Origin of the sequence: Terribacillus sp. AE2B 122 (assembly GCF_902497585.1) — a bacterium.
Classification (GTDB): Bacteria; Bacillota; Bacilli; order Bacillales; family Amphibacillaceae; genus Terribacillus; species Terribacillus saccharophilus_A.
The window spans coordinates 111,179-135,121 of record NZ_LR700942.1; the positions used below are offsets into that span (position 1 = coordinate 111,179).

Sequence of the window (23,943 nt, forward strand, 5' to 3'; positions counted from 1 at the left end):
CAAAAACGATGTATGTATCTTTGAATTGGCTGAAGCAATATGTAGACATAGATAATATTACGCCGGAGGAGCTGGCAGAAAAAATCACACGCTCCGGAATTGAAGTAGAAAGTATCGAACGCGTAGCACCAGAAAGCACAAATGTTGTCGTCGGCTATGTGGAGAGCTGTGAACAGCATCCGAATGCAGACAAATTGAATCTTTGCCAAATCAATGTTGGCACAGAAACATATCAAATTATCTGCGGTGCACCGAATATCGCCCAAGGGCAAAAGATTGCTGCGGCACTTCCAGGAGCGCGTCTTCCAGGCGGCGTGAAAATCAAAAAAGCAAAACTGCGCGGCGTGGAATCGCATGGCATGGTCTGCTCATTGCAAGAACTGGGTATCGATGAAAAATTCGTGCCGAAGGATGTTACAGATGGTATTTTCGTTTTCCCGGAAGACACGGAAGTGGGTACTCCAGTAGCAGAATTGCTTAACTTGGATGATGTTATTTTAGAGCTTGGTTTAACGCCAAACCGTGCTGATGCAATGAGCATGCTTGGAGTTGCTTATGAAGTAGCAGCCATCCTTGGCAAAGAAGTCAATCAGCCCGAAGAAACGTATCAGACAAGTGACAGCAAGGCAGCTGATCTTGTATCAGTAAAAGTGGAAGACGCTGAGCTTAACCCGTATTACGGTGCGTTTGTCATTGAAGATGTAACAATTGCACCATCACCGCTTTGGATGCGTAATTACTTGATGGCAGCTGGCATTCGTCCAATCAACAACGTTGTTGACATTACGAACTATGTGCTTCTCGTTTACGGACAACCGCTGCACGCGTTTGATTATGATAAAGTGGCAACGAAGGAAATCGTCGTCCGTTCTGCTAAGCAGGGCGAGAAAATCCAAACATTGGACGATCAGGAGCGCACATTAAAAGGCGATGAAATTGTCATTACGAACGGTAATGAGCCAATTGCTCTTGCAGGTGTGATGGGCGGAGCTAACTCAGAGGTTTCCGATGATACGAAGAATGTATTGCTAGAAGCTGCTTTCTTCGATGCACGTGCCATCCGTCGTTCCAGTAAGCACCATAACTTGCGCAGTGAAGCAAGCGCACGCTATGAAAAAGGCATCGATCCAAATCGTGTGCAGCGAGCTGGAGCATATGCAGCGCGTCTTCTAGCCGAGTATGCTGGAGGAAAGGTTGCACAAGGTATTGTGGCATTCGACGAGCTGGATCGTGAAGAGAAGCAAGTCAAAATTGATACAGCAAGTGTGAATAACCGTTTAGGTACAACAATTTCTGATGAAGAAATCGCGTCCATCCTGACAAAATTGCAGTTTGGCTTTGAACAAGATAACAGTCAGTTCACTGTCTTTGTTCCAACAAGACGCGGAGACATCAGTTTGTTCGAAGATATGCTGGAAGAAATCGCTCGTATTTACGGCTATGATAATATTCCTTATACATTGCCTGAAGGAGAAGCTTTCGCTGGTAAATTGACGACAAAGCAATATTTGAAACGTCAGCTGAAGCAGTACTTGCAAGGTGCTGGACTGATGGAAACCATCACATACTCGCTAACAAGCAAAAAGCGCACAGAAATGCTTGTAAGTCCAGATGTGTCGGAGCAGGCAGTATTCCCGGTTAAATTAAAAATGCCGATGAGTGAAGAACACAGCCATTTGCGCCTTAGCATCATTCCAGAACTAGTTAACACACTTTCTTATAATGTGGCTCGTAAGCAAGAGAATCTGGGCTACTTCGAATTCGGCCGTGTTTTCCTGTCCAATGAAGAACAAATTACAGAGCAGCCGAACGAAACAGCACGTCTAGCTGGTGCTTTGACTGGTACTTGGATGGAACAGCCATGGCAGCAAGAGAAGAAGCCAGTCGATTTTTATGTAGCTAAAGGAATCGTGGAGGGAATCTTTGCCCAGCTAGATCTTGGACCTGTATTCCAGCAGGCGCAAGTCGACGGCTACCACCCAGGACGTACAGCAACCGTTTCCCTTAACGGCAAAGTTGTCGGCGTAGTTGGTCAACTTCACCCGACAGTTCAAAAAGCATTCGATCTTAAGGAAACATATGTTTTTGATTTAGATATCGCTTATTTGATGGATCAGTATGAAGAAGTACCAAGCTTCCGTACGATTCCGCGTCATCCTTCCGTTACAAGAGATATCGCGCTAGTTGTAGATGAAGCAGCACATGCAGGTGACATTCAGCGTACAATCCAAGAAGCTGGCGGAGAACTTGTTCAGCAAGTACAGATCTTTGATGTGTATCAAGGAGAGCACATGGAAGCAGGCAAGAAATCTATCGCCTACACAGTGCTTTACCAGGATCCGACACGCACCCTGACAGATGAAGAAGTGGAAGCATCATATAACAATATCATTGAAAATGTGAAAGCGAAGCATGATGCAGAATTAAGAAGTTAAGTTGAAGGATAACGAAGCTAGTAGAGCTTTGTTATCCTTTTTGCTTTATCATTTGAAGGAGGAGAAAAAGTGGATTATATCTCATACATACGGAGTAAAGTAGGAAACGAGAAAGTGATCATGGTAGTGGCTGGGGCGTTTGTTCTGAATGAAGAAGGTGAGCTTTTGCTGCAAAAAAGAAGAGACACAGATGAGTGGGGATTGCCCGGAGGCTTTATGGAAATGGGAGAGAGCACAGTGGAAACAGCCCGACGTGAGGTTTTCGAAGAAACCGGTCTTCAACTTGGTGACCTGCAGCTCTTTCGGGTATACTCTGGACCTGAATATGACAAGACGTTTGCCAATGGTGATCAAGTGGCGCTTGTTCAAGTTTTATATAGTTGCCGAGAATTCACGGGTGAATTAATTAGATCTAATAGCGAGTCTTTAGATAATGCATTTTTCCAGATGAAAGAATTACCGAAAGAATTGTTCCAGGAGCATGTATCATTCATTCAGGATTTTCAGCAAGCGTTGAAATAGATGAATGCTAAAGTATGGGTTCGATTTTAAGACAAATAACATATTTGAAAGATACAGGAGAAACACAAGTGTCGCTGCGCTATTATCGGGAATTATAACGTTAAAAGGCATAAATCCTGTCTATACTGGTAATAAGCGAGGGGATAAGAGATGGCAAGGCAGCAATCAGGAAGATGCGAGCTCTGTGGCAGGGACGAGGTCACCTTGACAGAGCATCATCTGATCCCGAAGGAAATGGGTGGCACATTTCTGGATACAGCCATGATATGTATACCATGCCATAAGCAAATTCATGCTTTATATACAAATGAGGAGCTCGCTGCAAGGCTGCCTAGTATCGAAGCCTTACGGACAGACGAGAAATTGTCTAAATACATCAAATGGATCCGTAAACAACCTGCGGGCAGGCTTGTTCGGACAAGAAAATCAAACAGCCGCCGCGGATACGGGCGTTAGACGAACTTCTCCGCTTTTGCGCTATTGGCGAAGTGCATCTTTGTAAACACAGGCAGTGCTTGTCTGCCGTGTGTACGGATAAGGCGACCGGCTGCTTGATCGACAGCAGCGCTTGCACCTTTTGGTATTGTGAAGCCGGCTTGTTTGGACAGTTTATCCATCTCCCTTACAAAGCTTGCCCTGGAAATGATCGAAGCAGCTGCAACGGCAAGTGAATGGCTTTCCGCCTTCGTCATAAAGCTCACGTTTTGCTGAAGCTTCTCACCTTCTGTAGCAAGGTGTTTGATATACGTTGATGGCAGCTGGAACTGGTCAATTAAGATTCCATCGGGCTTGGTCGGATCAATTTTGGCCAGCAGTTTCTGGATGGCGTGATGATGCAGCATCGTTTTCATCTTCCCTTGGGACCAGCCACGCTGCTGGAGCTGATTGTATCTTTCATTACGCATCACGAGCAGGGAGTAAGGAAGCTCCACGTGCATTAGGTCCTTGGCAATACGCTGAATGGCATCATCCTTCAAAAGTTTGGAGTCTTTGACGCCGAGCTCTTTCAAAAGAGCGAACTGGCTTTGATCTACATATACACTCGCTACCGTAATTGGACCGAAGAAGTCACCGGTGCCGGCTTCATCCGATCCGATGTGAGAAGAAGTGAATAAAGTCGGAGCAGGGGCGTACCTGTGATCATTAACACTTGGTTTTAAGCCTGCAGGTCCTTTGTGACCAGGATGTGTGTGATCTTTGACACCTGTTTTCGGTCCAGCTGGTGCAGTTCCCCATTTATTTGCTTCTGTTTCCGGCGATTTACCTTGGAAAAGTACTTTTCCGGATTTGTATGCTGTGATGGAACAGCCAGGTGTCTTTGCTGAAAAGATAGCTCCCGGAGGGGCAGGTTTCTCAGCACGGCTGTATGTTGCTTTCATCTGCTGGATTGTGTCCAGCGGCAATTGCAAAACGATTTGTCCCACGTTCATCTCTCCAATCTGACAATTAGTATAGCACGCCGTCCGTCTATACAGAATAGTTTCCTAAATCGACACCTTCATGTTAATATAAAGACTAGTATTATAAGAGAAGTGAGGGGAGATAACGTGTCCCAATCTGATAAAACACGTGTTACGGTGGAAATACATAACCGGTCCTATACAATTGTCGGACAAGAGCCAGCTCATCGCATGCGGATGGTGGCAAGCCTTGTCGACCAGAAGATGTCGGAGATCCATCAAGCGAATCCGAATCTTGATACCGCGAAACTAGCCGTATTGACGGCTGTGAATACAACTAACGATTATTTAAAACTGAAAGAAGAGTATGCACAATTGCTAGGCTCTATTACAAGGAAAGAGGCTAGAAAGGATAATGATTGATTTACTTATTATCGCCATGCTCCTGTTCGGCGTTCTCGTCGGCCTAAAGCGCGGCTTCATCATGCAGCTGTTTCATTTAGCAAGCTTTGTCGTATCATTCATTGTAGCAGCTATATATTATGATCAGCTCGCACCGAAGCTTGAACTTTGGATTCCGTATCCGGATATATCTTCCGATAGCGCTTGGTCTGATATATTCGGGGCAGTACCGCTCGATCAGGTTTTCTACAATGCAATCGCGTTCGCAATTTTGTTCTTTGCGACGAAAATCATTCTGCATATCATCGGATCCATGCTTGATTTCATAGCAGACTTGCCGATATTGCGCTCAGTAAATAAGTTACTCGGCGGCGTACTCGGCTTTGTTGAAATCTATCTGCTTGTATTCGTGATATTGTATCTATCGGTATTGCTGCCGATCACACCAGTGCAGGAAGCGCTGGACAGGTCAATACTCGCAGCATGGATCGTGGAACATACACCATATATTTCTGGTGAGATCAAGGATCTATGGCTGAATCATGTTGCAAATAAATTACCCACAGAATTGATGGGATGAAATGCTTAACCCTTGCGGCATCGTGCGCAAGGGTTTTCTACCTTGTTTTGAAAGGATGAGAGGTATGGCTATCAATAAAAAGGACGTAGTCAAACTGCTTGAGACAATCGCAATTTATCTTGAGCTAAAAGGGGAAAATACATTCAAGGTGTCCGCTTATCGGAAAGCTGCAGCGGCACTGGAAGCAAATGACCAATCCATAGATGAAATAGAGGACTTTACGAAACTGAACGGAATCGGTAAGGGAACGGCAGCGGTTATCGAGGAATACATCAAAGACGAACAGTCAGATACTTTACGTCAGCTGCAGGAGGAAGTACCAGAAGGATTAGTCCCTTTGCTTGATTTACCTGGCTTAGGCGGGAAAAAGCTGGCCAAGCTGTATCAGGAGCTAGGCGTAATCGATGCAGCTAGCTTGAAAGAAGCAGTCGAATCAGGTAAAGTCGCATCGTTAAGCGGGTTCGGTAAGAAATCTGCAGAAAAAATTCTCGATGGCCTTGCGAATGTTGGATCTAGACCAGAACGCATTCCAATCGCAATGATGCTGCCCTTGGCGGAACGAATCGAGTCCTTCCTGGAATCATTGGAAGGTATCGAGCAGTATGCCCGTGCAGGGAGTCTGCGGCGGATGCAGGAAACGGTGAAGGATTTGGATTTCATCATTGCAACCAATGATCCGAAAAGTGTCCAGGAGCAGCTGCTTACAATCGATAACTTAAAAGAAGTCATCGCTAAAGGCGATACGAAAGTGTCTGTCACGTTAGAAGAAGGCTATGACATCAACGTAGACTTCCGATTGATCGAACCTGCAGCATTCGCAACAACGCTCCACCATTTCACTGGTTCTGCAGACCATAATGTGGCTCTGCGTCAGCTGGCGAAAAAACGTGGTGAGCGTATTAGTGAATACGGTGTTGAAAACGTAGAGACAGGGGAATTAACAACCTTCCAATCTGAAAAGGAATTTTTCGGACACTTTGGTTTGTCATTCATTCCGCCTGAAGTAAGAGAAGCGCAGGGTGAGTTGGATAGCTTCAAGCAGGAAATGCCGCTCGTTCAGCTATCGGATATCCAAGGCGATTTGCATATGCACTCAACTTGGAGTGATGGTGCCCAGTCGATTGAGCAGATGGCCAAACAGGCGATAGAGCTTGGCTACTCTTATATAGCGATCACGGACCACTCTAAGTATCTTAAGGTGGCTAATGGACTGGATGAGAAACGACTGCGGAAACAACGGGAAGAAATAGAGCGCATCAATGCGTTGTATCCGGACTTTCATATATTCGCTGGTGTCGAAATGGATATCCTGCCAGATGCTCGTTTGGATTTTGATGATGACTTCCTGCAAGAAATGGATTATGTCATAGGTGCAATTCATTCCAGCTTCTCGCAATCAGCTGACCAAATCAAAGAACGTCTGACTGCGGCGCTCGAGCATCCAAACGTCAATGTCATCGCTCATCCAACTGGCCGCCTTATCGGAAGAAGAGCCGGCTATGCGGCTGATCCTGACTGGCTCCTCGAAAAGGCTGCTGAGACAGGTACGGTCATCGAGCTGAACGCCAACCCTAACCGGCTGGATCTGTCATGGACATATTTGAAGAAAGCCCAAGAGCTCGGAGTGAAAATTGCTGTTAATACCGATGCGCATAGTTATGCAACGCTATCATTCATGGAAGTCGGTGTGGCGATGGCACGAAAAGGCTGGCTAAAACCAGAGACAGTTATCAACACATGGTCTAAGCAACAATTAATGGAGCTTTTTCAGCGCAGCTAACAGCTTGAAAAGTGGGGGGAAAACATGAATAAACGAATATTCCGTGTACTGGAATTCGATAAAATCATACAGAAGCTAAGTGAACAAGCAGCATCATCACTTGGTAAAAAAAGAGCTATGAAAATTCAGCCAGCAACAGAGCTGGCTGAAGTAGAACAGCTTCAGGCAGAAACAGATGAAGCTGCTTCTGTCATCCGTCTTCGCGGCGGTATACCGCTTGGCGGCATCTATGACATTCATGCAAGCGTCAAGCGTGCAGTTATCGGAGGTATTCTCAACGCAAACGAATGTCTTGATATTGCAAGTACAATTTATGGCGGCAAAAACTTGAAGCATTTCATCGAAGAGTTGGAAGAACCGGAGATGCCGATTATCCGCAGTCTTGTTGATCAACTTGTATCACTGAGTGATTTGGAGCGTCATATTAAGAGTGCTATTGATGATCATGGTCGAGTGATGGATGGAGCTTCAGAACGACTCCGCGGTATCCGTTCTCGCATCCGTACGAATGAAAGCAGAGTGCGGGAAAAGCTTGATTCCTATACCAGGTCTAAAAGCAAGATGTTGTCAGATTCCATCATAACAATTCGGAATGACCGCTATGTGCTGCCAGTGAAACAAGAATACCGTGGGGCAATCGGCGGTATCGTCCATGATCAGTCTTCCTCTGGTCAGACTTTATTTATGGAACCGCAGGCTGTTGTAGATCTGAACAACCAGCTGCAGGAAGCAAGAGCACAGGAAAAAGCGGAGATTGAACGTATTCTGAAGGAAATCAGTATGCGAGTTGCGGAAGATGAAGCAATTTTGCTTGCAAATATCGAGATTCTTGGTCAAATTGATTTCATTTCAGCACGTGCCAAGCTAGGTGCAGTTATGCGCTGCTCTATGCCGAAAATGAATGATAAAGGTATTATTCATTTGAAGCAGGCAAGGCATCCGCTAATTGATCAAGAGCAGGTAGTAGCAAATGATATCGATCTTGGAGAAGATTACTCTACCATCGTAATTACTGGTCCGAATACCGGCGGTAAAACCGTTACAATCAAGACAATCGGCTTGTTTACGCTTATGGCCCAGTCAGGCCTTCAGGTACCCGCGCTCGATGGCGGTGAAATGGCAGTCTTTACAGAAGTGTTCGCAGACATCGGTGATGAACAATCCATTGAACAGAGTCTGAGTACTTTCAGCTCGCACATGGTTAATATTGTAGATATTCTGAAGCAAGTTGATCATGAATCGCTCGTACTATTTGATGAGCTTGGTGCCGGAACAGATCCCCAGGAAGGTGCTGCGCTGGCGATGAGCATACTTGATGAAACGATAAAACGCGGTGCAACTGTTGTAGCGACGACGCATTATCCTGAGCTGAAGGCATATGGCTATAACCGCGACCGTGTCGTGAATGCAAGCGTGGAGTTTGATGTGGAAACACTCAGACCGACATATCGTTTGCTTATCGGAGTACCAGGCCGTAGTAATGCATTCGAGATTTCCAGACGTCTTGGTTTGAAGGAATCCATCATTGATAGTGCCAAGGAATTGATCGGAACCGATTCGAAGAGTGTCGAAAACATGATCGCATCTCTGGAAACATCGCGCAGAGAAGCAGAACATGATTATGAAACAGCTCGGGCACAGCTTGAAGAAGCTGAAACACTGAAACGCGATTTGGAGAAGCGTTGGCAGGAATTCGATAGCAAGCGTGAGCGTTTGTATCAAAAGGCTGAAGAAAAGGCTGCCAAGGCTGTTGAGCAGGCTAGGGAAGAAGCAGAAGAAATTGTTGCTTCTCTTCGAACAATGAAAAATCAAGCCAGTGTCAAAGAGCATGAAATCATCGAAGCTCGAAAACGACTGGAAGATGCTTCACCGGAGCTTGCGAAAAAAGGCTCAAACGCAGTGCCGCAGACGAAGGAAAACAAGCAGCTCATGCCTGGAGATGAAGTTCTTCTTTTAACTTTGGGACAAAAAGGAACAGTTGTTGAGAAGGTCAGTGACAAAGAATATTTGCTCCAAATAGGAATTATGAAAATAAAAGCGAAACGAAAAGACATCGAATTCGTAAAGAGACAGGACGTATTTAAAGAAAAGCCGGTTGCAACAGTTAAAGGCTCCGCCTATCATGTGAGCACAGAACTGGATTTACGCGGGGAACGCTATGAGGATGCACTGCGCCGCGTCGAGAAATATGTAGACGATGCGCTGCTAGCTGGATATCCGCACGTATCGATCATCCATGGTAAAGGGACGGGTGCCCTGCGTACAGGCGTGCAGGAATTTGCCAAACGCCACCGAGCAGTGAAGAATTATCGTTCTGGAGGCATGAATGAAGGCGGAACCGGTGTAACCGTGCTTGAATTTCAGTAAACAGCGGGGAGTACGGGGATATGGAGTCATTTTGGGAAAATACGATTGTCCTGACAGCCGCGCGTTATAGCGTGGCGGTACTGAGTATCATCGTGTTTATGGCTATTTTTGAGCTGGTGACTTCCTATAAGAACTGGGAAGAAATCCGCCGGGGAAATTTGTCTGTTGCGATGGCGACAGGCGGTAAGATGTTCGGAGTAGCGAACGTGCTTCGTTTCTCCTATGAACATAATGATGGCATTCTCCAGAGCATCATGTGGAGCTCCATTGGTTTTGTGTTGCTGTTGATCGGCTATTTTATTTTCGAATTCCTGACGCCGACTTACAAAATCGACACGGAGATCGCTAATGATAACCGGGCAGTTGGATTTATTTCGCTTGTTATTTCAGTGGGATTATCTTATGTTATAGGAGCAAGTATTTAGTGCAATGTTTAGGAATGAACGCTTCTAAGCAAACTAGTAGCGTTACGGACTTCAGCAGTGCTATACTCGATGAAAGCTTTTATTTAGGAGGAATTTAATATGGCAATTGTAAATGCTACTGATTCAAACTTTAATACAGAAACAAGCCAAGGACTTGTCCTTGCTGACTTTTGGGCAACTTGGTGCGGACCTTGTAAAATGATCGCACCAGTATTGGAAGAAATCGACGGCGAAATGAGCGATAAAGTTAAAATCGTAAAACTTGACGTTGATGAAAACCAAGAAACTGCTGGAAAATTCGGCGTAATGAGCATCCCGACATTGCTTCTTTTTAAAGATGGCGAAGTTGTAGATCAAGTGATTGGCTACCAGCCAAAAGAAGCACTTGTTGAGCTTGTTAACAAACACGCGTAAGCAATAGACATGAGATCCCTTGTTACATTTATGTAGCAAGGGTTCCTTTATGTAAAGCACTAGTAAAAGGGGAAAGCGAATGAACAAGACGATAACTGATAAACTCGCTGTTCTGCCGCCGCAGCCTGGCTGTTATTTGATGAAGGATAAAAACGGGACGGTCATTTATGTCGGAAAGTCCAAGCTCCTCCGCAACCGGGTCAGGTCCTATTTCACCGGTGCGCACGACCGCAAGACACAGCGGCTCGTCGCGGAAATCGTGGATTTCGAATATATTGTTACCTCCTCCGAAATTGAAGCACTCATCCTTGAAATGAACCTAATCAAAAAATATGATCCGAAATATAACATCCTCCTGAAGGATGATAAAACATATCCATATTTGAAAATCACAGCAGAAGAACAGCCGCGTTTGCTGGTGACACGAAAAGTGAAAAAAGATAAAGGCAAATACTTCGGACCATATCCGAACGTAATCGCAGCCAGGGAGACAAAGAAACTGCTGGACAGACTTTACCCGCTGCGAAAATGTAATACGATGCCGGACCGTGTCTGCTTATATTACCACATGCACCAATGTCTTGGTCCTTGTGTCTATCCTGTCTCGCAGGAGACGAACCGGAATATCGTACAGAATATCACGACATTCTTAAACGGCGGACACCATCAGATCAAGAAGGATTTACGCCAGAAGATGCAGGAAGCTTCTGAAGAGCTCGATTTCGAGCGTGCGAAGGAGCTGCGTGACCAAATCCAGCATATTGAATCTGTTATGGAGCAGCAGAAGATGACATTGACGGATCAGACAGACCGCGATGTATTCGGCTTCGCCTATGATAAAGGCTGGATGTGTGTACAAGTATTCTTTATCCGCCAAGGTAAGCTGATCGAACGTGATGTAAGTATGTTCCCGTTCTTCGATGAACCAGAGGAAACATTCCTTACTTTTGTCGGGCGTTTCTATCTGCACCAAAACCATTTGCTGCCTAAGCAAGTGCTCGTCCCAATCGGTACGAATGTGGAGGGATTGCAGCAGCTCTTGGAGACAGATGTAGCCATTCCATATCGCGGCCGAAAGAAAGAGCTTGTCGAGCTTGCTGGAAAGAATGCCAAAATCGCTATTAAAGAGAAATTCTCACTTATTGAGCGTGATGAGGACCGGACAATTAAGGCGGTCGAATCGCTTGGAGAGAAGCTCAATATAGCAACACCACACCGCATTGAGGCATTTGATAACTCTAACATCCAAGGTAGCGATCCGGTATCTGCAATGATCGTCTTTACCGATGGCCGTCCGGATAAGAAGGAGTATCGGAAATACAAGATACGTGATGTGAAAGGTCCCGATGATTACGATACAATGCGAGAAGTCATTCGCAGACGATATAAACGGGTGCTGCAGGACAATTTGCCACTACCGGACCTGATTGTCATTGACGGCGCAAAAGGGCAGATGAGCGCAGCAATAGAAGTACTGGAAGACGAACTGGGGCTTGATATACCGGTTTGTGGCCTTGCTAAGGATGATAAGCACCGTACAAGTGAATTGCTGTACGGGACACCGCCGCAAGTTGTCGATTTCGAACGAAATGCCCAAGATTTTTATTTGGTGCAGCGTATCCAGGATGAGGTACACCGATTCGCCATCAGCTTCCACCGCCAGCTGCGCGGTAAGAGCGCAATTAAATCGAAGCTGGACGATATTCCAGGTGTCGGTGAAAAGCGCAGAAGATTACTCATGCGTCACTTTAAATCAGTGACAGCTATTCAAGAAGCAAGCGTTGAAGAAATCGCTAAGCTAGGTATCCCGGCACCAACTGCACAAGTTATTTTGAACCATTTGAATAATTCAGAGGAAGTTATAGAAGAACAGGAAGAAGGAGACCAGGCCTAAGATAGGCCTGGTTTTTTTGTGTGCTATTTTAGAGAACACAGTTGAAGATGTGTAATAAATGTTGTTTTACTCTTTGGGATCTATGATATACTTTAATTAACATTAATTTCCAAAAAATCTCTAAGAGAGGTGAAATAATGGGGTTTTACGGCTTGCTTTTTTAGGAGTAGCTGTAGGAGCTATAGTCTGTGCTATAGCGTGGATATTTAATAAAAAAACCAAGTTTCATATTCCCCTAGTATTTCCTAGCATTTGTTTCGGTATCATAATTATAACTGCAGGACTGATAGTTGGGGCTTGGGATGGTATGAGTATCTCCATTATTGGAATTGGGACTCTGGCTTTTACTATTCTGCCAATGGGAGGCATATTGGTTAAACAATATCAAGTTAAATAGGATAATGGATGCAAATAGGAGTGGCATTATTGAGATATAAGAACTTTTTCAAAGGTCCTGCTGCTATTAGCACCTTGTGTGCATTATTGTCGTTAACACTCGGTACCCTAAATTTGCTGCTTATCATGGTCACTCCTGAATTATGGAAACAACTAAACTTCCTAGAAGGCTTTGTTATTAATACCGTAGTATTCGGCACCCTGATTAGTTTTGTTTTTGCCTTCTTTGCGCCTGATAAAGAGGTGAGGATAATACTTATCTTATCTACTTTAGTTATGGGCCTTACATTATGCCCCATAACTGTTGGGACAGGTATTTTTTAAGATGAAACAATAAAAAATGACGTGTGAAATACACACGTCATTTCATCCATTTTTATAGGTTGACTCCATCAATCTTCCTTTGCAAAATAAACATTAAACTGAACATGTTCCTTTTTCGGCACATTTTCGTCCACGCATTCACAAGCGAGCTCCTTGATCTGCTCGATGCTTGCAGCGAGGAAGCCTGCTTCCATTCTGTACTCTTGTCCGACTCCGACGTTCCATCTATGTATGACTGGCGCTCCCGAGAGTTCGAATGTCATTTCATACCGTTTTTGTTTGACTAAGCTCAGGTTGCCCCAGCCCATTTGGATAAAAAAGTCCTCGACTTGTTCCATGGATGCTGGGTTTACTCTCCGTGCCAGTTTTTTACCCAGCACGTAAAGGATGGAAGAAGCGTCCTCACCTAATAAGTCTGGTAAACTGACAAAACGCAATATATCATGGCCGGCTCCATGAGTGATGAGCTGTTCCATATAATCCTTGTCGAATTCTTGCATTTTCTTTTGCATGCATGTCTTCCTTTCCCGCCTTGTTGCAATTACAAAGTATCTTTATTCACTTTACCATGAAAACCGGGTATACTGCCAATGTCTTTTGGCTGAATTGACAATGTTTATGAAACTGACAATATTCGTCGATATTCTCGTGAATTATATAAAATAAAAAAATAGATTAGTAAATTTTTTAAAGCGTTTTCTTGACGCCTAAATTTGATAGTTATACAATAATATTGTTAATAAGGATTCGGTTTTCATTCGGTTTTATTTTTAATCGAATATGAAAACGCAATCATTCTGTTAATTCAGAGAGCTATTGAGGGGGTACGTATGAACGAGAATCGAGAGTTTTTCTACCGCAGGCTTCATTCATTGTTAGGAGTGCTTCCAATCGGAATCTTCCTTATCCAGCATTTGGTCATTAACCACTTTGCTGCGTACGGAAGCGGCAGCTTCAATACTGCTGCTGGTTTCATGCACAATCTTCCATTCCGCTTTGTGCTTGAATGGATCGTCATCTACATACCGATTCTGTATCATGCCATTCTCGGTGTGTACATTGTACTGACAGGTAAGAACAATACAAGAAGATATGGATACTTCCGGAACCTGATGTTTCTGCTGCAGCGGATCACTGGTATCGTGACACTGATTTTCATCGCATGGCATGTCTATCAGACTCGCGTTATTACAATCTTCACGCAGGAAACAATTGATTTTGATTTTATGGAAGCTATTCTGACTCAGCCATTTTTCTTCTGGTTCTACTTGATTGGCGTCATTTCCACAACGTTCCACTTCGCGAACGGACTATGGAGCTTCCTGGTCACTTGGGGAATCACAGTATCTCCGCGTTCCCAGCGAATCGCGACATATGCGACGCTGCTTGTGTTCCTTGGCGTAACGTATTTAGGGGTACGCTCTTTGCTGGCATTCGGCATGGGTGTATAAGATAGCGGCTTTAAGAGAGGGGACTTAAAGATATGAGTAAACGTAATATAGTTGTTGTCGGCGGGGGACTGGCAGGTTTGATGGCAACCATCAAAGCAGCAGAAGCCGGCGTTCATGTAGATTTGTTATCCATCGTTCCGGTAAAACGCTCTCACTCCGTTTGTGCACAGGGAGGCATCAACGGAGCGGTTAATACAAAGGGTGAGGGTGACTCCACCTGGGAGCATTTCGACGATACGGTTTACGGAGGGGACTTCCTTGCCAATCAAGGGCCCGTAAAAGGAATGTGCGATGCAGCACCGAGTATCATCCATATGCTCGACCGAATGGGTGTCATGTTCAACCGGACACCAGAGGGTCTGCTTGACTTCCGCCGTTTCGGCGGTACGCAGTATCACCGGACAGCTTATGCTGGTGCGACGACTGGTCAGCAGCTGCTTTATGCACTTGATGAGCAAGTGCGGCGCTACGAGACTGCAGGTCTGGTAACAAAATATGAGGGCTGGGAATTTGTTCATGCCATCATTGATGATGAAGGTGTCGGACGCGGTATCCTGACACAGAACATCCAATCCCATGAATTGCGCGCGTTGCGGGCAGATGCTGTCATCATGGCGACAGGCGGACCTGGTATCATCTTCGGAAAATCGACGAACTCGATCATCAACACAGGTTCTGCTGCTGGAGCTTTGTATGAGCAAGGTGCAATTTATGCGAATGGAGAGTTCATTCAGATTCATCCTACGGCTATACCTGGTGACGATAAGCTCCGCCTTATGAGTGAATCAGCACGCGGAGAAGGCGGCCGTGTATGGACATACAAAGATGGAGAGCCTTGGTACTTCCTTGAAGAAAAATACCCGGCGTACGGAAACCTTGTGCCGCGTGATATTGCGACACGGGAAATCTTCGATGTGTGTGTTAATCAGAAGCTCGGCATCAATGGCGAAAACATGGTCTATCTTGATTTGTCCCATAAGGATCCAAAAGAGCTGGATGTTAAACTGGGCGGTATCATTGAGATTTATGAAAAATTCGCAGGTGACGATCCACGTAAGGTTCCAATGAAAATCTTCCCGGCAGTCCATTACTCTATGGGCGGTCTTTGGATCAGTGATGATCAAATGACAAATATTCCAGGAATCTTTGCAGCTGGGGAATGCGATTACTCTCAGCATGGTGCAAACCGTCTTGGTGCGAATTCCCTACTGTCAGCAATTTACGGCGGAATGGTTGCCGGACCGAATGCGATCAAATATATCGACGGACTGGATAAGCATGCCGATGACATCTCCAGCAAGCTATTCGATGATGCGCTTGCCAAAGAGCAAGCCAACTTCGATAAGATGATTAAAATGGACGGGAATGAGAATGCGTACAAGCTGCATCGTGAGTTAGGTGAGTGGATGACAGATAACGTGACAGTGGTCCGTGAGAACAGTAAATTGCTCAAAACGGATGATAAACTGCAGGAGCTGCAAGAGCGCTGGAACAATATCAACATTCATGATACATCCCTTTGGAGCAACCAAGGTGTTATGTTCACCCGCCAGCTGAAGAACATGCTGCATTTGGCTCGTGTAATGACAATTGGTGCTTACATGCGGAATGAAAGCCGCGGAGCGCATTACAAACCTGAATTCCCAGAACGGAACGATGCGGAATTCCTGAAGACTACTATGGCTAGATATGATGAAACATCCAACTCGCCAGATATCTATTACGAAGAAGTCGACACTTCCTATATCAAGCCGAGAAAACGTGACTACAGCGCCGCGAAAGCGAAGGAGGCAAAAGCATAATGGAAGCGACGAAAACGAAGCAAGAGACGATTACAATCATTGTGACACGTCAGAACGATCCGAGTAGCGCCCCTTATGAAGAAACCTTTCATGTACCATACCGGGAGAATATGAACGTTATCTCTGCTTTGATGGAGATTCGGAGAAACCCGGTGAATGCGGAAGGCAAGGAAACGACACCTATCTATTGGGATATGAACTGTCTGGAAGAAGTTTGCGGAGCATGTTCCATGGTTATCAATGGTACGCCAAGGCAGTCCTGTGCAGCACTTATCGATAAACTGGAACAGCCAATCCGTCTTGAGCCGATGGCCACGTTCCCGATTATCCGTGACTTGGCAGTGGACCGCTCCCAAATGTTCGACAGCCTGAAAAAAGTCAAAGCTTGGGTTCCGATTGATGGTACGTATGATTTAGGACCTGGTCCGCGTATGCCAGAGAAGAAAAGACAATGGGCATATGAGCTTTCCAAATGCATGACTTGCGGCGTGTGCTTGGAAGCATGCCCGAATGTGAACGATAAATCTGATTTCATCGGTCCAGCACCGATTTCCCAAGTACGTTTGTTCAACTCCCATCCAACTGGTGCAATGAATAAAGGGGAACGTCTGGAAGCATTGATGGGAGAAGGCGGCATCGGCAGCTGCGGTAACTCACAGAACTGCGTACAGGTTTGCCCGAAAGGTATTCCGTTGACAACGTCAATCGCCGAGTTGAACCGTGCAACGAATATCCAGTCGTTCAAGAACTTCTTTGGAAGTGACACGAATTACTAAGATAGTTAATTTCTGAAGCAAAAAACGGAACTCCACATAGAGAGTTCCGTTTTTTTGTTAAGCTATCTTTAGAAAACTTGCTGCTGTACAATAGAGAAAATATTTATGATATTAGCCGAGGAGATGTTATTCATGAAAAAGAAAGCATTCTGGTTGCCTATACTCTCGTCCTTTCTTGTAATGGTGCTTTTATACACAATCGGTAACATATTCGAGATTTCATATCTTAGCTGGACTTTCTATAAGGAAAATCCATCAGATGGGGTTGTATTTGAAGCTGGAGGATCTCTTATTCCAGTTCTTATTGGTTTAATAATTGGTTTCGTTTTAGAAGGAATTTTGAAAAATAAACAGAAAGACGATATTGACTTATCGCGATAGCATCTCCACTTATTAACGAATACCTTGTAACTCCTAATCTATTCTATAGCTAAACAGACACGCTTATACGTTTTTTTACCTTCCAAAGCTGCAGGCTCGTAAGACTTAAGATTGTAAACCTCGTACATATATTCCAACCATCTGTTCAAGTGATTTCTCCAGATCAACATCAAGTTTAAATCCTGCGTGCTTATTTAAATCAATGAAGCCGTGCAGCATACTTCGGAATCCACGGATAGCATGGATCTTATCTGTTTCATCTAATGAGAATGCTGTTAAACCATCAGCTATAAGCTGCACAAGCGCTTCACTAACTTTCCCGGTTCCACCTGGAAGGGAGGAGGCATACAAGCCAGGGTGAGAAGTACCAAAATGTACATATGCCTTTGCTAGTGACAGTAGCGGCTGTGCGCCCTGTTCGGTATCTCTCAGAGCTTCATAAAGTTGTATTTGTGCAGCTTCGGCCATTGCGTGCTTGATTTCCTCTAAGTTTTTGAAATGGTTATACAAAGAGGGCGGCTTAATTGATAGGGAGCGAGCAATATTTGCCATCGTGACTGCTTCGTATCCTTGCTGTTCAGCTAATGAAAGAGCAGTGTCGATGATCATCGTTTTGGTAAGCTGCATTCTAGGCATGTTATCTGGCTCCTTTTTCGGCACGCAGGATGGCTTGCTTCATAGACGTCAATGGTTCATGAAGCAAATCTCCATGTCCAACAGCCAAGATTGTAGGCTCTAAGTCTGCTAGCTTTTTGGCCGATTGAATCGAGATTTCTTTATTCCATGTGGCCCAGCTAGGGAATGGGAACTGCCACCTTAAATCTCCGGATACCGCTATTCCGCCTCGAAGCTGGAAAGCATCTCCGACAAGAAGTGCACCATCTCGATGGTCGAACAATGCCAGCATACCTGGTGTGTGCCCAGGCGCTGCTATCACTTCGAGTGATCCGACATGGTCACCTTCGCTCAAGAACCTTTCTGGTCTCGTCTTGATATTCTTCGGATATCCGCCCTTGATTGGGAGTCCAGCTTCCATTTTCGTTTCGTTTTGAAGTATATCCCACTCCATCTGCGATAACATGACCTCTGCATCGGGTAAAGCTTCTTTTAAGTTGTCTAGAGCCCCAATATGATCTGAATGGGCATGTGTTAATACGATTTTAGTTATTGGTTTACCAATCGTACGGGCTGCTGAAAGAATAGAAGATGCTGAGGATGCTAGCGCTGCATCGACCAATGTTAATCCATCTTCTTCTTCGACCAGATAACAATTCACCGGAAATAGTCGTGGCATAAATGTTAGCTGATAAAAGTTGTTTTGTTTTTGAATACGCATAAAAATCCCCCTCTAAACTAATGGTATTAGTTAAACTATAAACTAATAGGATTAGTTTTACAAGGGATTATTTTCCATGATGCAGAATGTATGATACGGTTTAACTAAGAAGGTCGCAAAGGAGGGGGAACGATGTTTGGTTCTAAACTTCAGCGCTGGGGTGTAGGGTTGCTTTTATTTGCCTCCTCATTGCTTTTGTTGGGAACAATCACACAGAAGCCTATTTTGTTTATTCAAGGTTTTATATTACAGGTGGTTTCTCTTGTTTTACTTGCCATGCATATAGGAGATAATCACACTTAAAGAAAAAAACGTTAATCGATCTATCTTACCTTATTTTAAATCATTTCCATTTAAAGTGGGCTGGAAGAGAAGGAAGTTCAAGGAAGGAGCTGACCAATATGCGGACAGTAAGCTGGAAAGTATTCTGTTTTACTCTGCTTCTTAGTATCACTTGTTTCTTTTTCATTGATATCTTAACTATTAAGACCAATTATGTAAGTGGGAATGGAAATTTGGGATTGCCTCTTTATCCATTAGCATGTTTCTTTCTTTTGGCAGTCATGTATTGTCTGTTTGCAACCTATTTCAATAAGCTGAATGGCCGTCCAAGAATGCTGCACGTATTAACCATTGTATTCACTTGTATAGGTATTGCTGTTTGCTTTTCATTTGCCAGAGAAAAGTACGTACTTCGGATCGCAGAACTGGAGCAGACGCTGTGAGTACAACGTTTATGCAGGATTATGGCTGGCAGGATATCCATTTGAATAACTTATACTTCAATGTATACACCTACATAGCTGCCGTTTCTCTTGCCTTGCTGCTGGCCGGGTTGTATTGCGTGGTAAGGAGACGAGTATGATGAAAAGACAGATTATCGCACTTGGCGGCGGAGGTTTCTCTATGGAAACGGACAACTTGGCTCTCGATCGGTATATACTTTATCAAAGCGGAAAAGATGAACCGCGTGTTTGTTTCATTCCAACGGCTAGCGGAGATAAGCCGGATTATATTCGACGCTTTTACGAAGCTTTTCATCAGCTTCCATGCAAGCCTAGTCATCTGTCGCTGTTTGAACCTAATTTCAAAGATTTGCGCACATTTGTATTGGAGCAGGATATCCTCTATGTCGGAGGAGGAAGTACCCGAAACATGCTGGTGCTGTGGCGTGAATGGAAGCTGGATAACATACTAGCTGAAGCTTACCAGAGTGGTGTTATCTTGGCGGGACTAAGCGCTGGGGCCAATTGTTGGTTTAAGGAGGGGCTGACGGACCCTTTGAACGGCCCGCTGTATGCAATAGATGGTCTTGGTTTTTTACCAGGAAGTGTTTGTCCTCACTTTGATGGAGAGGAAAAACGTAGACCAGCTTATGTGAAGGCTGTAGGAGAAGGTAGTATGAAAGAAGGCTATGGGGTTGATGATAGTGCTGCTTTACATTTCGTAGATGAACAGTTGGATCAGGCTGTATACTCTCGGAAGAATGCTGCTGTGTATAACATAAAAAGGCAAGAAGACGGCGCTTATGAAGAAGCTATTCCGGCTGCTTACCTGAATTAAATCGGCCATTACATTTCAACAATAAACCAGTGAATATGCGAAGCAGTTTCGGAAACCAGCTGCTTTTTCATCAATTCGGCATCTTCCATCGTATCGAATAGCTTACACATCGTACTGCCAGTCTCTTTCAGGCAGCGAATGTCTTCCTTCTCTTCACGCATGATCACATACGCCAATAGTCATCCCTCACTTATAGTTTTCTATCTAAGATGTGTTTAGAAGATTATATATCGAAGATGACCTGTTGTATAGCAGATTTATGTAAAAATTTGAAAATAACAAGGTAAATTATACCAGAAAAAAATAACCTCACAGCTTCTATGCTGGAAGGTTATTTTTGTTTAGCGGAAAAATGGAAGATCTTTTGCTCCGACTAAACGGGCATAAATGAACAACTGACCTTTGTGATGCAATTCATGATCATACATAGCTTGAAGATAAAGTTCTTTCTTACCTTGCATACCTAGTATCTTTGCTTCGTTATCTAATGCTAGTTCTTCATCAGTAATTTTCTCAAAGTCTTTAATCGTTTGATCAGTAAAATGCTTTACTGCTTTTCTGAGGTCTTCCATCGTATGTACTTCAGGAAGATCTGGAGTTGTCATGGATTCCGTTTTCACCATATTTACGAACACACCGTTCCAGGCGGTTACGTGAAGGACCAGGTCACGAAGTGTCATCGCATCCTCCCATGGTTTAAAATCGAGATGACCATCTTCGATTTGATCGATGAGTTGAATTAATACATTGCGGTGCTGCAGCCAGTTTTCTTTCCAATATGCTGTTTTACTCATGTAGCATTCTCCTTTTGGTAAGCTTCTTCTACACTATAAACAATAAGGCTAGGTATTGTCATTTGTGAAAGACTGAGTGAATTAGTTAAGGTGCTGCTGGATCATCGTGTATTATTCACAAGCATAATCATCCTTATCCCGGTCAAACTTGCGCTGATAGGCAGTATGAGTGCTTGGCACACCATCTGGGTATGTTTTTCTCAGTTCAGTGCAATTGGCAAATTGCGTTGATTCATTTGAAGTGCTGTCAACTGGTGTATCGGAATTATCCTGGCTGGTAGCACAGCCGTTGAATCCACGATCTGTGACATATCCATTTTGCTGCCAAACTGCTTCATCATCGTTTTTAGCAGTTGCTTCCGCTTCCTCGAAAGTATCAAGATATCTTGTGTTTGGCGGGTACACATAAGCTACACGTGCTAATCCTTCTTCCAGCAATGTTTGCTGGACGCTCGCTCCGTCGGCATATACATAAGCAAGCAGTCGGCCGTACTTGTCCGTTCTACCACCTACATCAAATTCCAACTCCAATTTCTCCGCATCCGTTACCAGTTCTTCATTGCGTTTGCTGGCATCCTTTCCATAGGGCTGAACACACTTGTTCGGCGCCTTCGTCTCAGGAGTATCAACAAGCAAATACCGGACCGTTTCTTCCTGGCCGTTGTAGTTCACTTTGATTGTGTCTCCATCAACTATTCGGACTAATGAAACCTCGACTTTATCTCTAGTTCCGGATGTTGTAGTAGCTTTTCTATTCGAATCTGACTGTTGATTAGTCGTGCTGACTGTTCCGCATGCACTGATCAGAAACAAGGCAATAATTAACCAAGTCGTAGAATGTATTATTTTTCTCATGCTGTTATAAGGCTCCTTCTAGCTGTCTCTATTTCCATAATAAAAGGGATGGACACAGCTTACAAGAGCAGAAAGCAGTACATCGTGGGAGACGCACAGCTTGTAACCAGATAAAGAGAAAATACTAATCGTAAAAGTTATGGGATACAAAAGGAAGGGAATGATAAAAATGGGTGTTTTGACTATGTAGGAGGTTATGATAGTGGAGCTGAAAGGGAACACGATTTTAATAACAGGTGGCGCATCTGGAATTGGCTTTGCATTTGCAGAGAAATTTTTGCAGTCGGGCAGTCAAGTCATTATTTGCGGAAGAAGAGAAAGCAAATTAAGAGAGGCGAAAGACAAGCATCCGGAACTTATTACCCGTGTATGTGATGTATCAGTGGAGGCCGAACGGCTCGCCTTGCTTGAATGGGTCAAAGAGGAGCATCCAGAGGTAAATGTGCTTGTTAATAATGCGGGAATACAGCAGCGTTTTGCCGTATTAGAAGCAGATCCTGTCAATGATTGGGCGTATTATAATAAAGAGATATCCGCAAATATCGAAGCACCGTTTCATCTGTCGATGCTGTTTGCGCCTTACTTTGCTTCCAGCGGGAAGAAAGCGGCAATTATAAATGTCACATCAGGACTTGCATTCACACCAATGGCCATAGCACCAATCTATTCGGCAACAAAAGCAGCATTGCATTCCTTCACTATGAGTCTGCGTTTGCAGCTTGCTGAAACCGAAGTGAAAGTGATTGAAGTTGCTCCGCCTGCAGTCAACACAGATTTGGGGGGTGTGGGCATTCACACATTTGGTGAACCAGTGGATGAGTTTGCTGATGGTATATTCAAAGGGCTGGCAGAAGGTAAGGAAGAAATAGGATATGGTTCATCAGCGAAGGCTTTACGAATGTCGCGTGATGAGATTGATGAAGCAGTAAAGAATATATACAGCAGAGTGAAGTAAAGAGGAAAAGAGCTGATCATAGTGATCAGCTCTTTTTGCTAGAGTCCAATTTACCGTATCCTAGTTGATGCAACGCAATCTTTAAATTCGATATGGTAGTAATTGTATTAAATTCTAAGCCGAGTGATACCATCGTCTGTGCAATTTCAGGACGGATACCAGTAATAATCGTCTCGATACCACTTATACGAAGAGATTGAACGATTTGAACAATCTGATTGGCTACCATCGTATCAATCATCAATACACCGGAAACATCCAAGACAAGATGATCTAACGCCAGAGCATTGCCTTGTGTCAATGCAGTCTCCATGATCAGTTTAGCCCGATGGGTATCTATCTCGCCAACAATAGGTATTACCGCCAATCCTTCATAAATCGGGACAACTGGCACGGACAGTTCCTCCAGCGCACTATAAGCTATACTAACCATCTCTTTATTATGCTTTTCAAACTGTCTTCCGATTTCAAAGCTGACTACTTCAAGCATTGGATCGATGATTTTTGATACATCCAGCATCGTAATAGCAGCAAAATGCCGCTCCTCAAGCTCTACCGTGAAGATGTCCCAAATAACACTGCGAAAGCTGGAAACGTATTGCAGTGTAGCAGTCAAGGAAATATTCATCTCCGTCGCAGCCTTTCCAGCCCATGAACCCCAAGCTAAGAAATTCTTTTCCACTTCTGCCTTGTTATCCTCAGCAAAAAGGATTGCCCCGATATTAGATACCAGTCTTGCATTGAATTTGGATAACTGATCTTTCGGGAGAGATAAGATACGAAGCTCTTTATTTAATGTCGAATCGAGGTTTAGAAGTACAGATTCGGCTATAATGTCTTGGTTCTTCTGTATCTTCTCCCCTATGTATCTCAATTCGTCTTTCATATCGATGTCCCCTTTTGTTGTGTATGCTACTTTAAGAATAATCTAAGAGAGAGCGTAATGGAAGTTTAAAGTGGTATATAAAATACTTCATTTTTAAAGGAAGATAAGATTTTTAAATAAATATTATTTAAAATTGACCATATTGTCCAACTTCGTACATCAATATTATTACTAATATGAGCGTATTTGAGTCACGTCTCAAATA

General features: G+C 44.1%; 28 protein-coding genes. 20 read left to right on the plus strand and 8 right to left on the minus strand.

The genetic code is table 11. The features are described 5' to 3' along the window. The first annotated feature begins 8 nt into the window (after positions 1-8). The 3 genes from pheT to AE2B122_RS00550 all read left to right on the plus strand — a co-directional run bounded on the left by pheT (position 9) and on the right by AE2B122_RS00550 (position 3,413). Positions 9-2,435 (plus strand): phenylalanine--tRNA ligase subunit beta, encoded by a 2,427-nt coding sequence (gene pheT, locus AE2B122_RS00540; RefSeq protein ID WP_175072802.1) that lies wholly within the window; start codon positions 9-11, stop codon positions 2,433-2,435. A gap of 69 nt (positions 2,436-2,504) precedes the next feature. Continuing rightward, complete coding sequence (locus AE2B122_RS00545; RefSeq protein ID WP_175072803.1) at positions 2,505-2,957, plus strand: NUDIX hydrolase; 453 nt, start codon at positions 2,505-2,507, stop codon at positions 2,955-2,957. A 150-nt stretch (positions 2,958-3,107) separates the two neighbouring features. Beyond that, the gene (locus AE2B122_RS00550) at positions 3,108-3,413 is read left to right on the plus strand and encodes an HNH endonuclease (RefSeq protein ID WP_175072804.1); all 306 of its coding nucleotides are present in this window, start codon (positions 3,108-3,110) and stop codon (positions 3,411-3,413) included. Here the strand turns inward: AE2B122_RS00550 and rnhC are convergent. Then, positions 3,410-4,387: a ribonuclease HIII gene (gene rnhC / locus AE2B122_RS00555; protein WP_371809481.1), complete on the minus strand. Its 978-nt coding sequence runs from the start codon at positions 4,385-4,387 to the stop codon at positions 3,410-3,412. The two genes, AE2B122_RS00550 and rnhC, sit on opposite strands and share 4 nt — an antisense overlap. A 117-nt stretch (positions 4,388-4,504) precedes the next feature. On the opposite strand from rnhC, the gene zapA reads away from it, so the two are divergent. From zapA to AE2B122_RS00595, 8 genes are all read left to right on the plus strand, one after another. Continuing rightward, positions 4,505-4,780 carry a cell division protein ZapA gene (gene zapA, locus AE2B122_RS00560; RefSeq protein ID WP_038562093.1) on the plus strand — a complete coding sequence of 92 codons (276 nt, stop codon included), beginning with the start codon at positions 4,505-4,507 and terminating at the stop codon, positions 4,778-4,780. Next, positions 4,773-5,339, plus strand: coding sequence for a CvpA family protein (locus AE2B122_RS00565; RefSeq protein WP_095222221.1), 567 nt, complete (start codon positions 4,773-4,775; stop codon positions 5,337-5,339). The genes zapA and AE2B122_RS00565 overlap by 8 nt, the downstream gene beginning before the upstream one ends. 64 nt (positions 5,340-5,403) lie before the next feature. Then, positions 5,404-7,119, plus strand: coding sequence for a DNA polymerase/3'-5' exonuclease PolX (gene polX / locus AE2B122_RS00570; RefSeq protein WP_095220188.1), 1,716 nt, complete (start codon positions 5,404-5,406; stop codon positions 7,117-7,119). A 24-nt stretch (positions 7,120-7,143) separates the two neighbouring features. After that, the gene (locus AE2B122_RS00575; protein WP_175072806.1) at positions 7,144-9,486 is read left to right on the plus strand and encodes an endonuclease MutS2; all 2,343 of its coding nucleotides are present in this window, start codon (positions 7,144-7,146) and stop codon (positions 9,484-9,486) included. A 20-nt stretch (positions 9,487-9,506) separates the two neighbouring features. Continuing rightward, positions 9,507-9,911 (plus strand): DUF350 domain-containing protein, encoded by a 405-nt coding sequence (locus tag AE2B122_RS00580; protein ID WP_095220190.1) that lies wholly within the window; start codon positions 9,507-9,509, stop codon positions 9,909-9,911. A gap of 99 nt (positions 9,912-10,010) precedes the next feature. Further along, on the plus strand, positions 10,011-10,325 hold the full coding sequence (gene trxA, locus AE2B122_RS00585; protein WP_095220191.1) for a thioredoxin: 315 nt from the start codon (positions 10,011-10,013) through the stop codon (positions 10,323-10,325). Positions 10,326-10,404: 79 nt separating this feature from the next. Continuing rightward, positions 10,405-12,219 (plus strand): excinuclease ABC subunit UvrC, encoded by a 1,815-nt coding sequence (gene uvrC / locus AE2B122_RS00590; protein WP_095272554.1) that lies wholly within the window; start codon positions 10,405-10,407, stop codon positions 12,217-12,219. 426 nt (positions 12,220-12,645) lie between these two features. Next, a complete protein-coding gene (locus tag AE2B122_RS00595) occupies positions 12,646-12,939 on the plus strand; it encodes a hypothetical protein (RefSeq protein ID WP_175072807.1) in 294 nt (97 codons plus the stop codon). 68 nt (positions 12,940-13,007) lie between these two features. On the opposite strand, the gene AE2B122_RS00600 is transcribed toward AE2B122_RS00595, so the two are convergent. After that, entirely contained in the window at positions 13,008-13,451 is a 444-nt protein-coding gene (locus AE2B122_RS00600) for a YslB family protein (RefSeq protein ID WP_175072808.1), read from the minus strand. 318 nt (positions 13,452-13,769) lie between these two features. Here AE2B122_RS00600 and AE2B122_RS00605 point away from each other — a divergent pair, with 318 nt between their 5' ends. From AE2B122_RS00605 to AE2B122_RS00620, 4 genes are all read left to right on the plus strand, one after another. Continuing rightward, a complete protein-coding gene (locus tag AE2B122_RS00605; RefSeq protein WP_095220196.1) occupies positions 13,770-14,390 on the plus strand; it encodes a succinate dehydrogenase cytochrome b558 subunit in 621 nt (206 codons plus the stop codon). A 32-nt stretch (positions 14,391-14,422) separates the two neighbouring features. Then, on the plus strand, positions 14,423-16,192 hold the full coding sequence (sdhA, locus tag AE2B122_RS00610) for a succinate dehydrogenase flavoprotein subunit (protein ID WP_095220197.1): 1,770 nt from the start codon (positions 14,423-14,425) through the stop codon (positions 16,190-16,192). Further along, positions 16,192-16,968 (plus strand): succinate dehydrogenase iron-sulfur subunit, encoded by a 777-nt coding sequence (gene sdhB / locus AE2B122_RS00615; RefSeq protein WP_095272546.1) that lies wholly within the window; start codon positions 16,192-16,194, stop codon positions 16,966-16,968. Before sdhA ends, sdhB begins: the two co-directional genes overlap by 1 nt. A 132-nt stretch (positions 16,969-17,100) precedes the next feature. After that, positions 17,101-17,349 (plus strand): hypothetical protein, encoded by a 249-nt coding sequence (locus tag AE2B122_RS00620; protein WP_175072809.1) that lies wholly within the window; start codon positions 17,101-17,103, stop codon positions 17,347-17,349. A 105-nt stretch (positions 17,350-17,454) separates the two neighbouring features. Here AE2B122_RS00620 and AE2B122_RS00625 read toward each other — a convergent pair whose 3' ends face one another. Next, the gene (locus tag AE2B122_RS00625; protein ID WP_175072810.1) at positions 17,455-17,985 is read right to left on the minus strand and encodes a TetR/AcrR family transcriptional regulator; all 531 of its coding nucleotides are present in this window, start codon (positions 17,983-17,985) and stop codon (positions 17,455-17,457) included. A gap of 1 nt (position 17,986) precedes the next feature. After that, entirely contained in the window at positions 17,987-18,685 is a 699-nt protein-coding gene (locus AE2B122_RS00630; RefSeq protein WP_175072811.1) for an MBL fold metallo-hydrolase, read from the minus strand. 132 nt (positions 18,686-18,817) lie between these two features. Between AE2B122_RS00630 and AE2B122_RS00635 the strand changes: the two genes are divergently transcribed. The 4 genes from AE2B122_RS00635 (at position 18,818) to AE2B122_RS00650 (ending at position 20,248) form a co-directional block, all read left to right on the plus strand. After that, entirely contained in the window at positions 18,818-18,988 is a 171-nt protein-coding gene (locus AE2B122_RS00635) for a hypothetical protein (RefSeq protein WP_175072812.1), read from the plus strand. A gap of 98 nt (positions 18,989-19,086) precedes the next feature. Next, on the plus strand, positions 19,087-19,410 hold the full coding sequence (locus tag AE2B122_RS00640; RefSeq protein ID WP_175072813.1) for a hypothetical protein: 324 nt from the start codon (positions 19,087-19,089) through the stop codon (positions 19,408-19,410). Continuing rightward, positions 19,407-19,550, plus strand: a complete 144-nt coding sequence (locus tag AE2B122_RS00645; protein WP_175072814.1) for a hypothetical protein — start codon at positions 19,407-19,409, stop codon at positions 19,548-19,550. Before AE2B122_RS00640 ends, AE2B122_RS00645 begins: the two co-directional genes overlap by 4 nt. Then, positions 19,547-20,248, plus strand: a complete 702-nt coding sequence (locus tag AE2B122_RS00650; protein WP_175072815.1) for a peptidase E — start codon at positions 19,547-19,549, stop codon at positions 20,246-20,248. Before AE2B122_RS00645 ends, AE2B122_RS00650 begins: the two co-directional genes overlap by 4 nt. Positions 20,249-20,256: 8 nt before the next feature. On the opposite strand, the gene AE2B122_RS00655 is transcribed toward AE2B122_RS00650, so the two are convergent. The 3 genes from AE2B122_RS00655 to AE2B122_RS00665 form a co-directional block, all read right to left on the minus strand. Further along, positions 20,257-20,424: a hypothetical protein gene (locus AE2B122_RS00655; protein ID WP_175072816.1), complete on the minus strand. Its 168-nt coding sequence runs from the start codon at positions 20,422-20,424 to the stop codon at positions 20,257-20,259. A 165-nt stretch (positions 20,425-20,589) separates the two neighbouring features. Then, positions 20,590-21,042 carry a DinB family protein gene (locus AE2B122_RS00660; RefSeq protein ID WP_175072817.1) on the minus strand — a complete coding sequence of 151 codons (453 nt, stop codon included), beginning with the start codon at positions 21,040-21,042 and terminating at the stop codon, positions 20,590-20,592. Between the two features lie 111 nt (positions 21,043-21,153). Beyond that, positions 21,154-21,897 (minus strand): thermonuclease family protein, encoded by a 744-nt coding sequence (locus AE2B122_RS00665; protein ID WP_175072818.1) that lies wholly within the window; start codon positions 21,895-21,897, stop codon positions 21,154-21,156. A gap of 202 nt (positions 21,898-22,099) precedes the next feature. Here AE2B122_RS00665 and AE2B122_RS00670 point away from each other — a divergent pair, with 202 nt between their 5' ends. Further along, positions 22,100-22,852: an SDR family oxidoreductase gene (locus AE2B122_RS00670; protein ID WP_175072819.1), complete on the plus strand. Its 753-nt coding sequence runs from the start codon at positions 22,100-22,102 to the stop codon at positions 22,850-22,852. Between the two features lie 25 nt (positions 22,853-22,877). Here AE2B122_RS00670 and AE2B122_RS00675 read toward each other — a convergent pair whose 3' ends face one another. Then, on the minus strand, positions 22,878-23,738 hold the full coding sequence (locus tag AE2B122_RS00675) for an STAS domain-containing protein (RefSeq protein WP_095220207.1): 861 nt from the start codon (positions 23,736-23,738) through the stop codon (positions 22,878-22,880). Positions 23,739-23,943 lie beyond the last annotated feature (205 nt).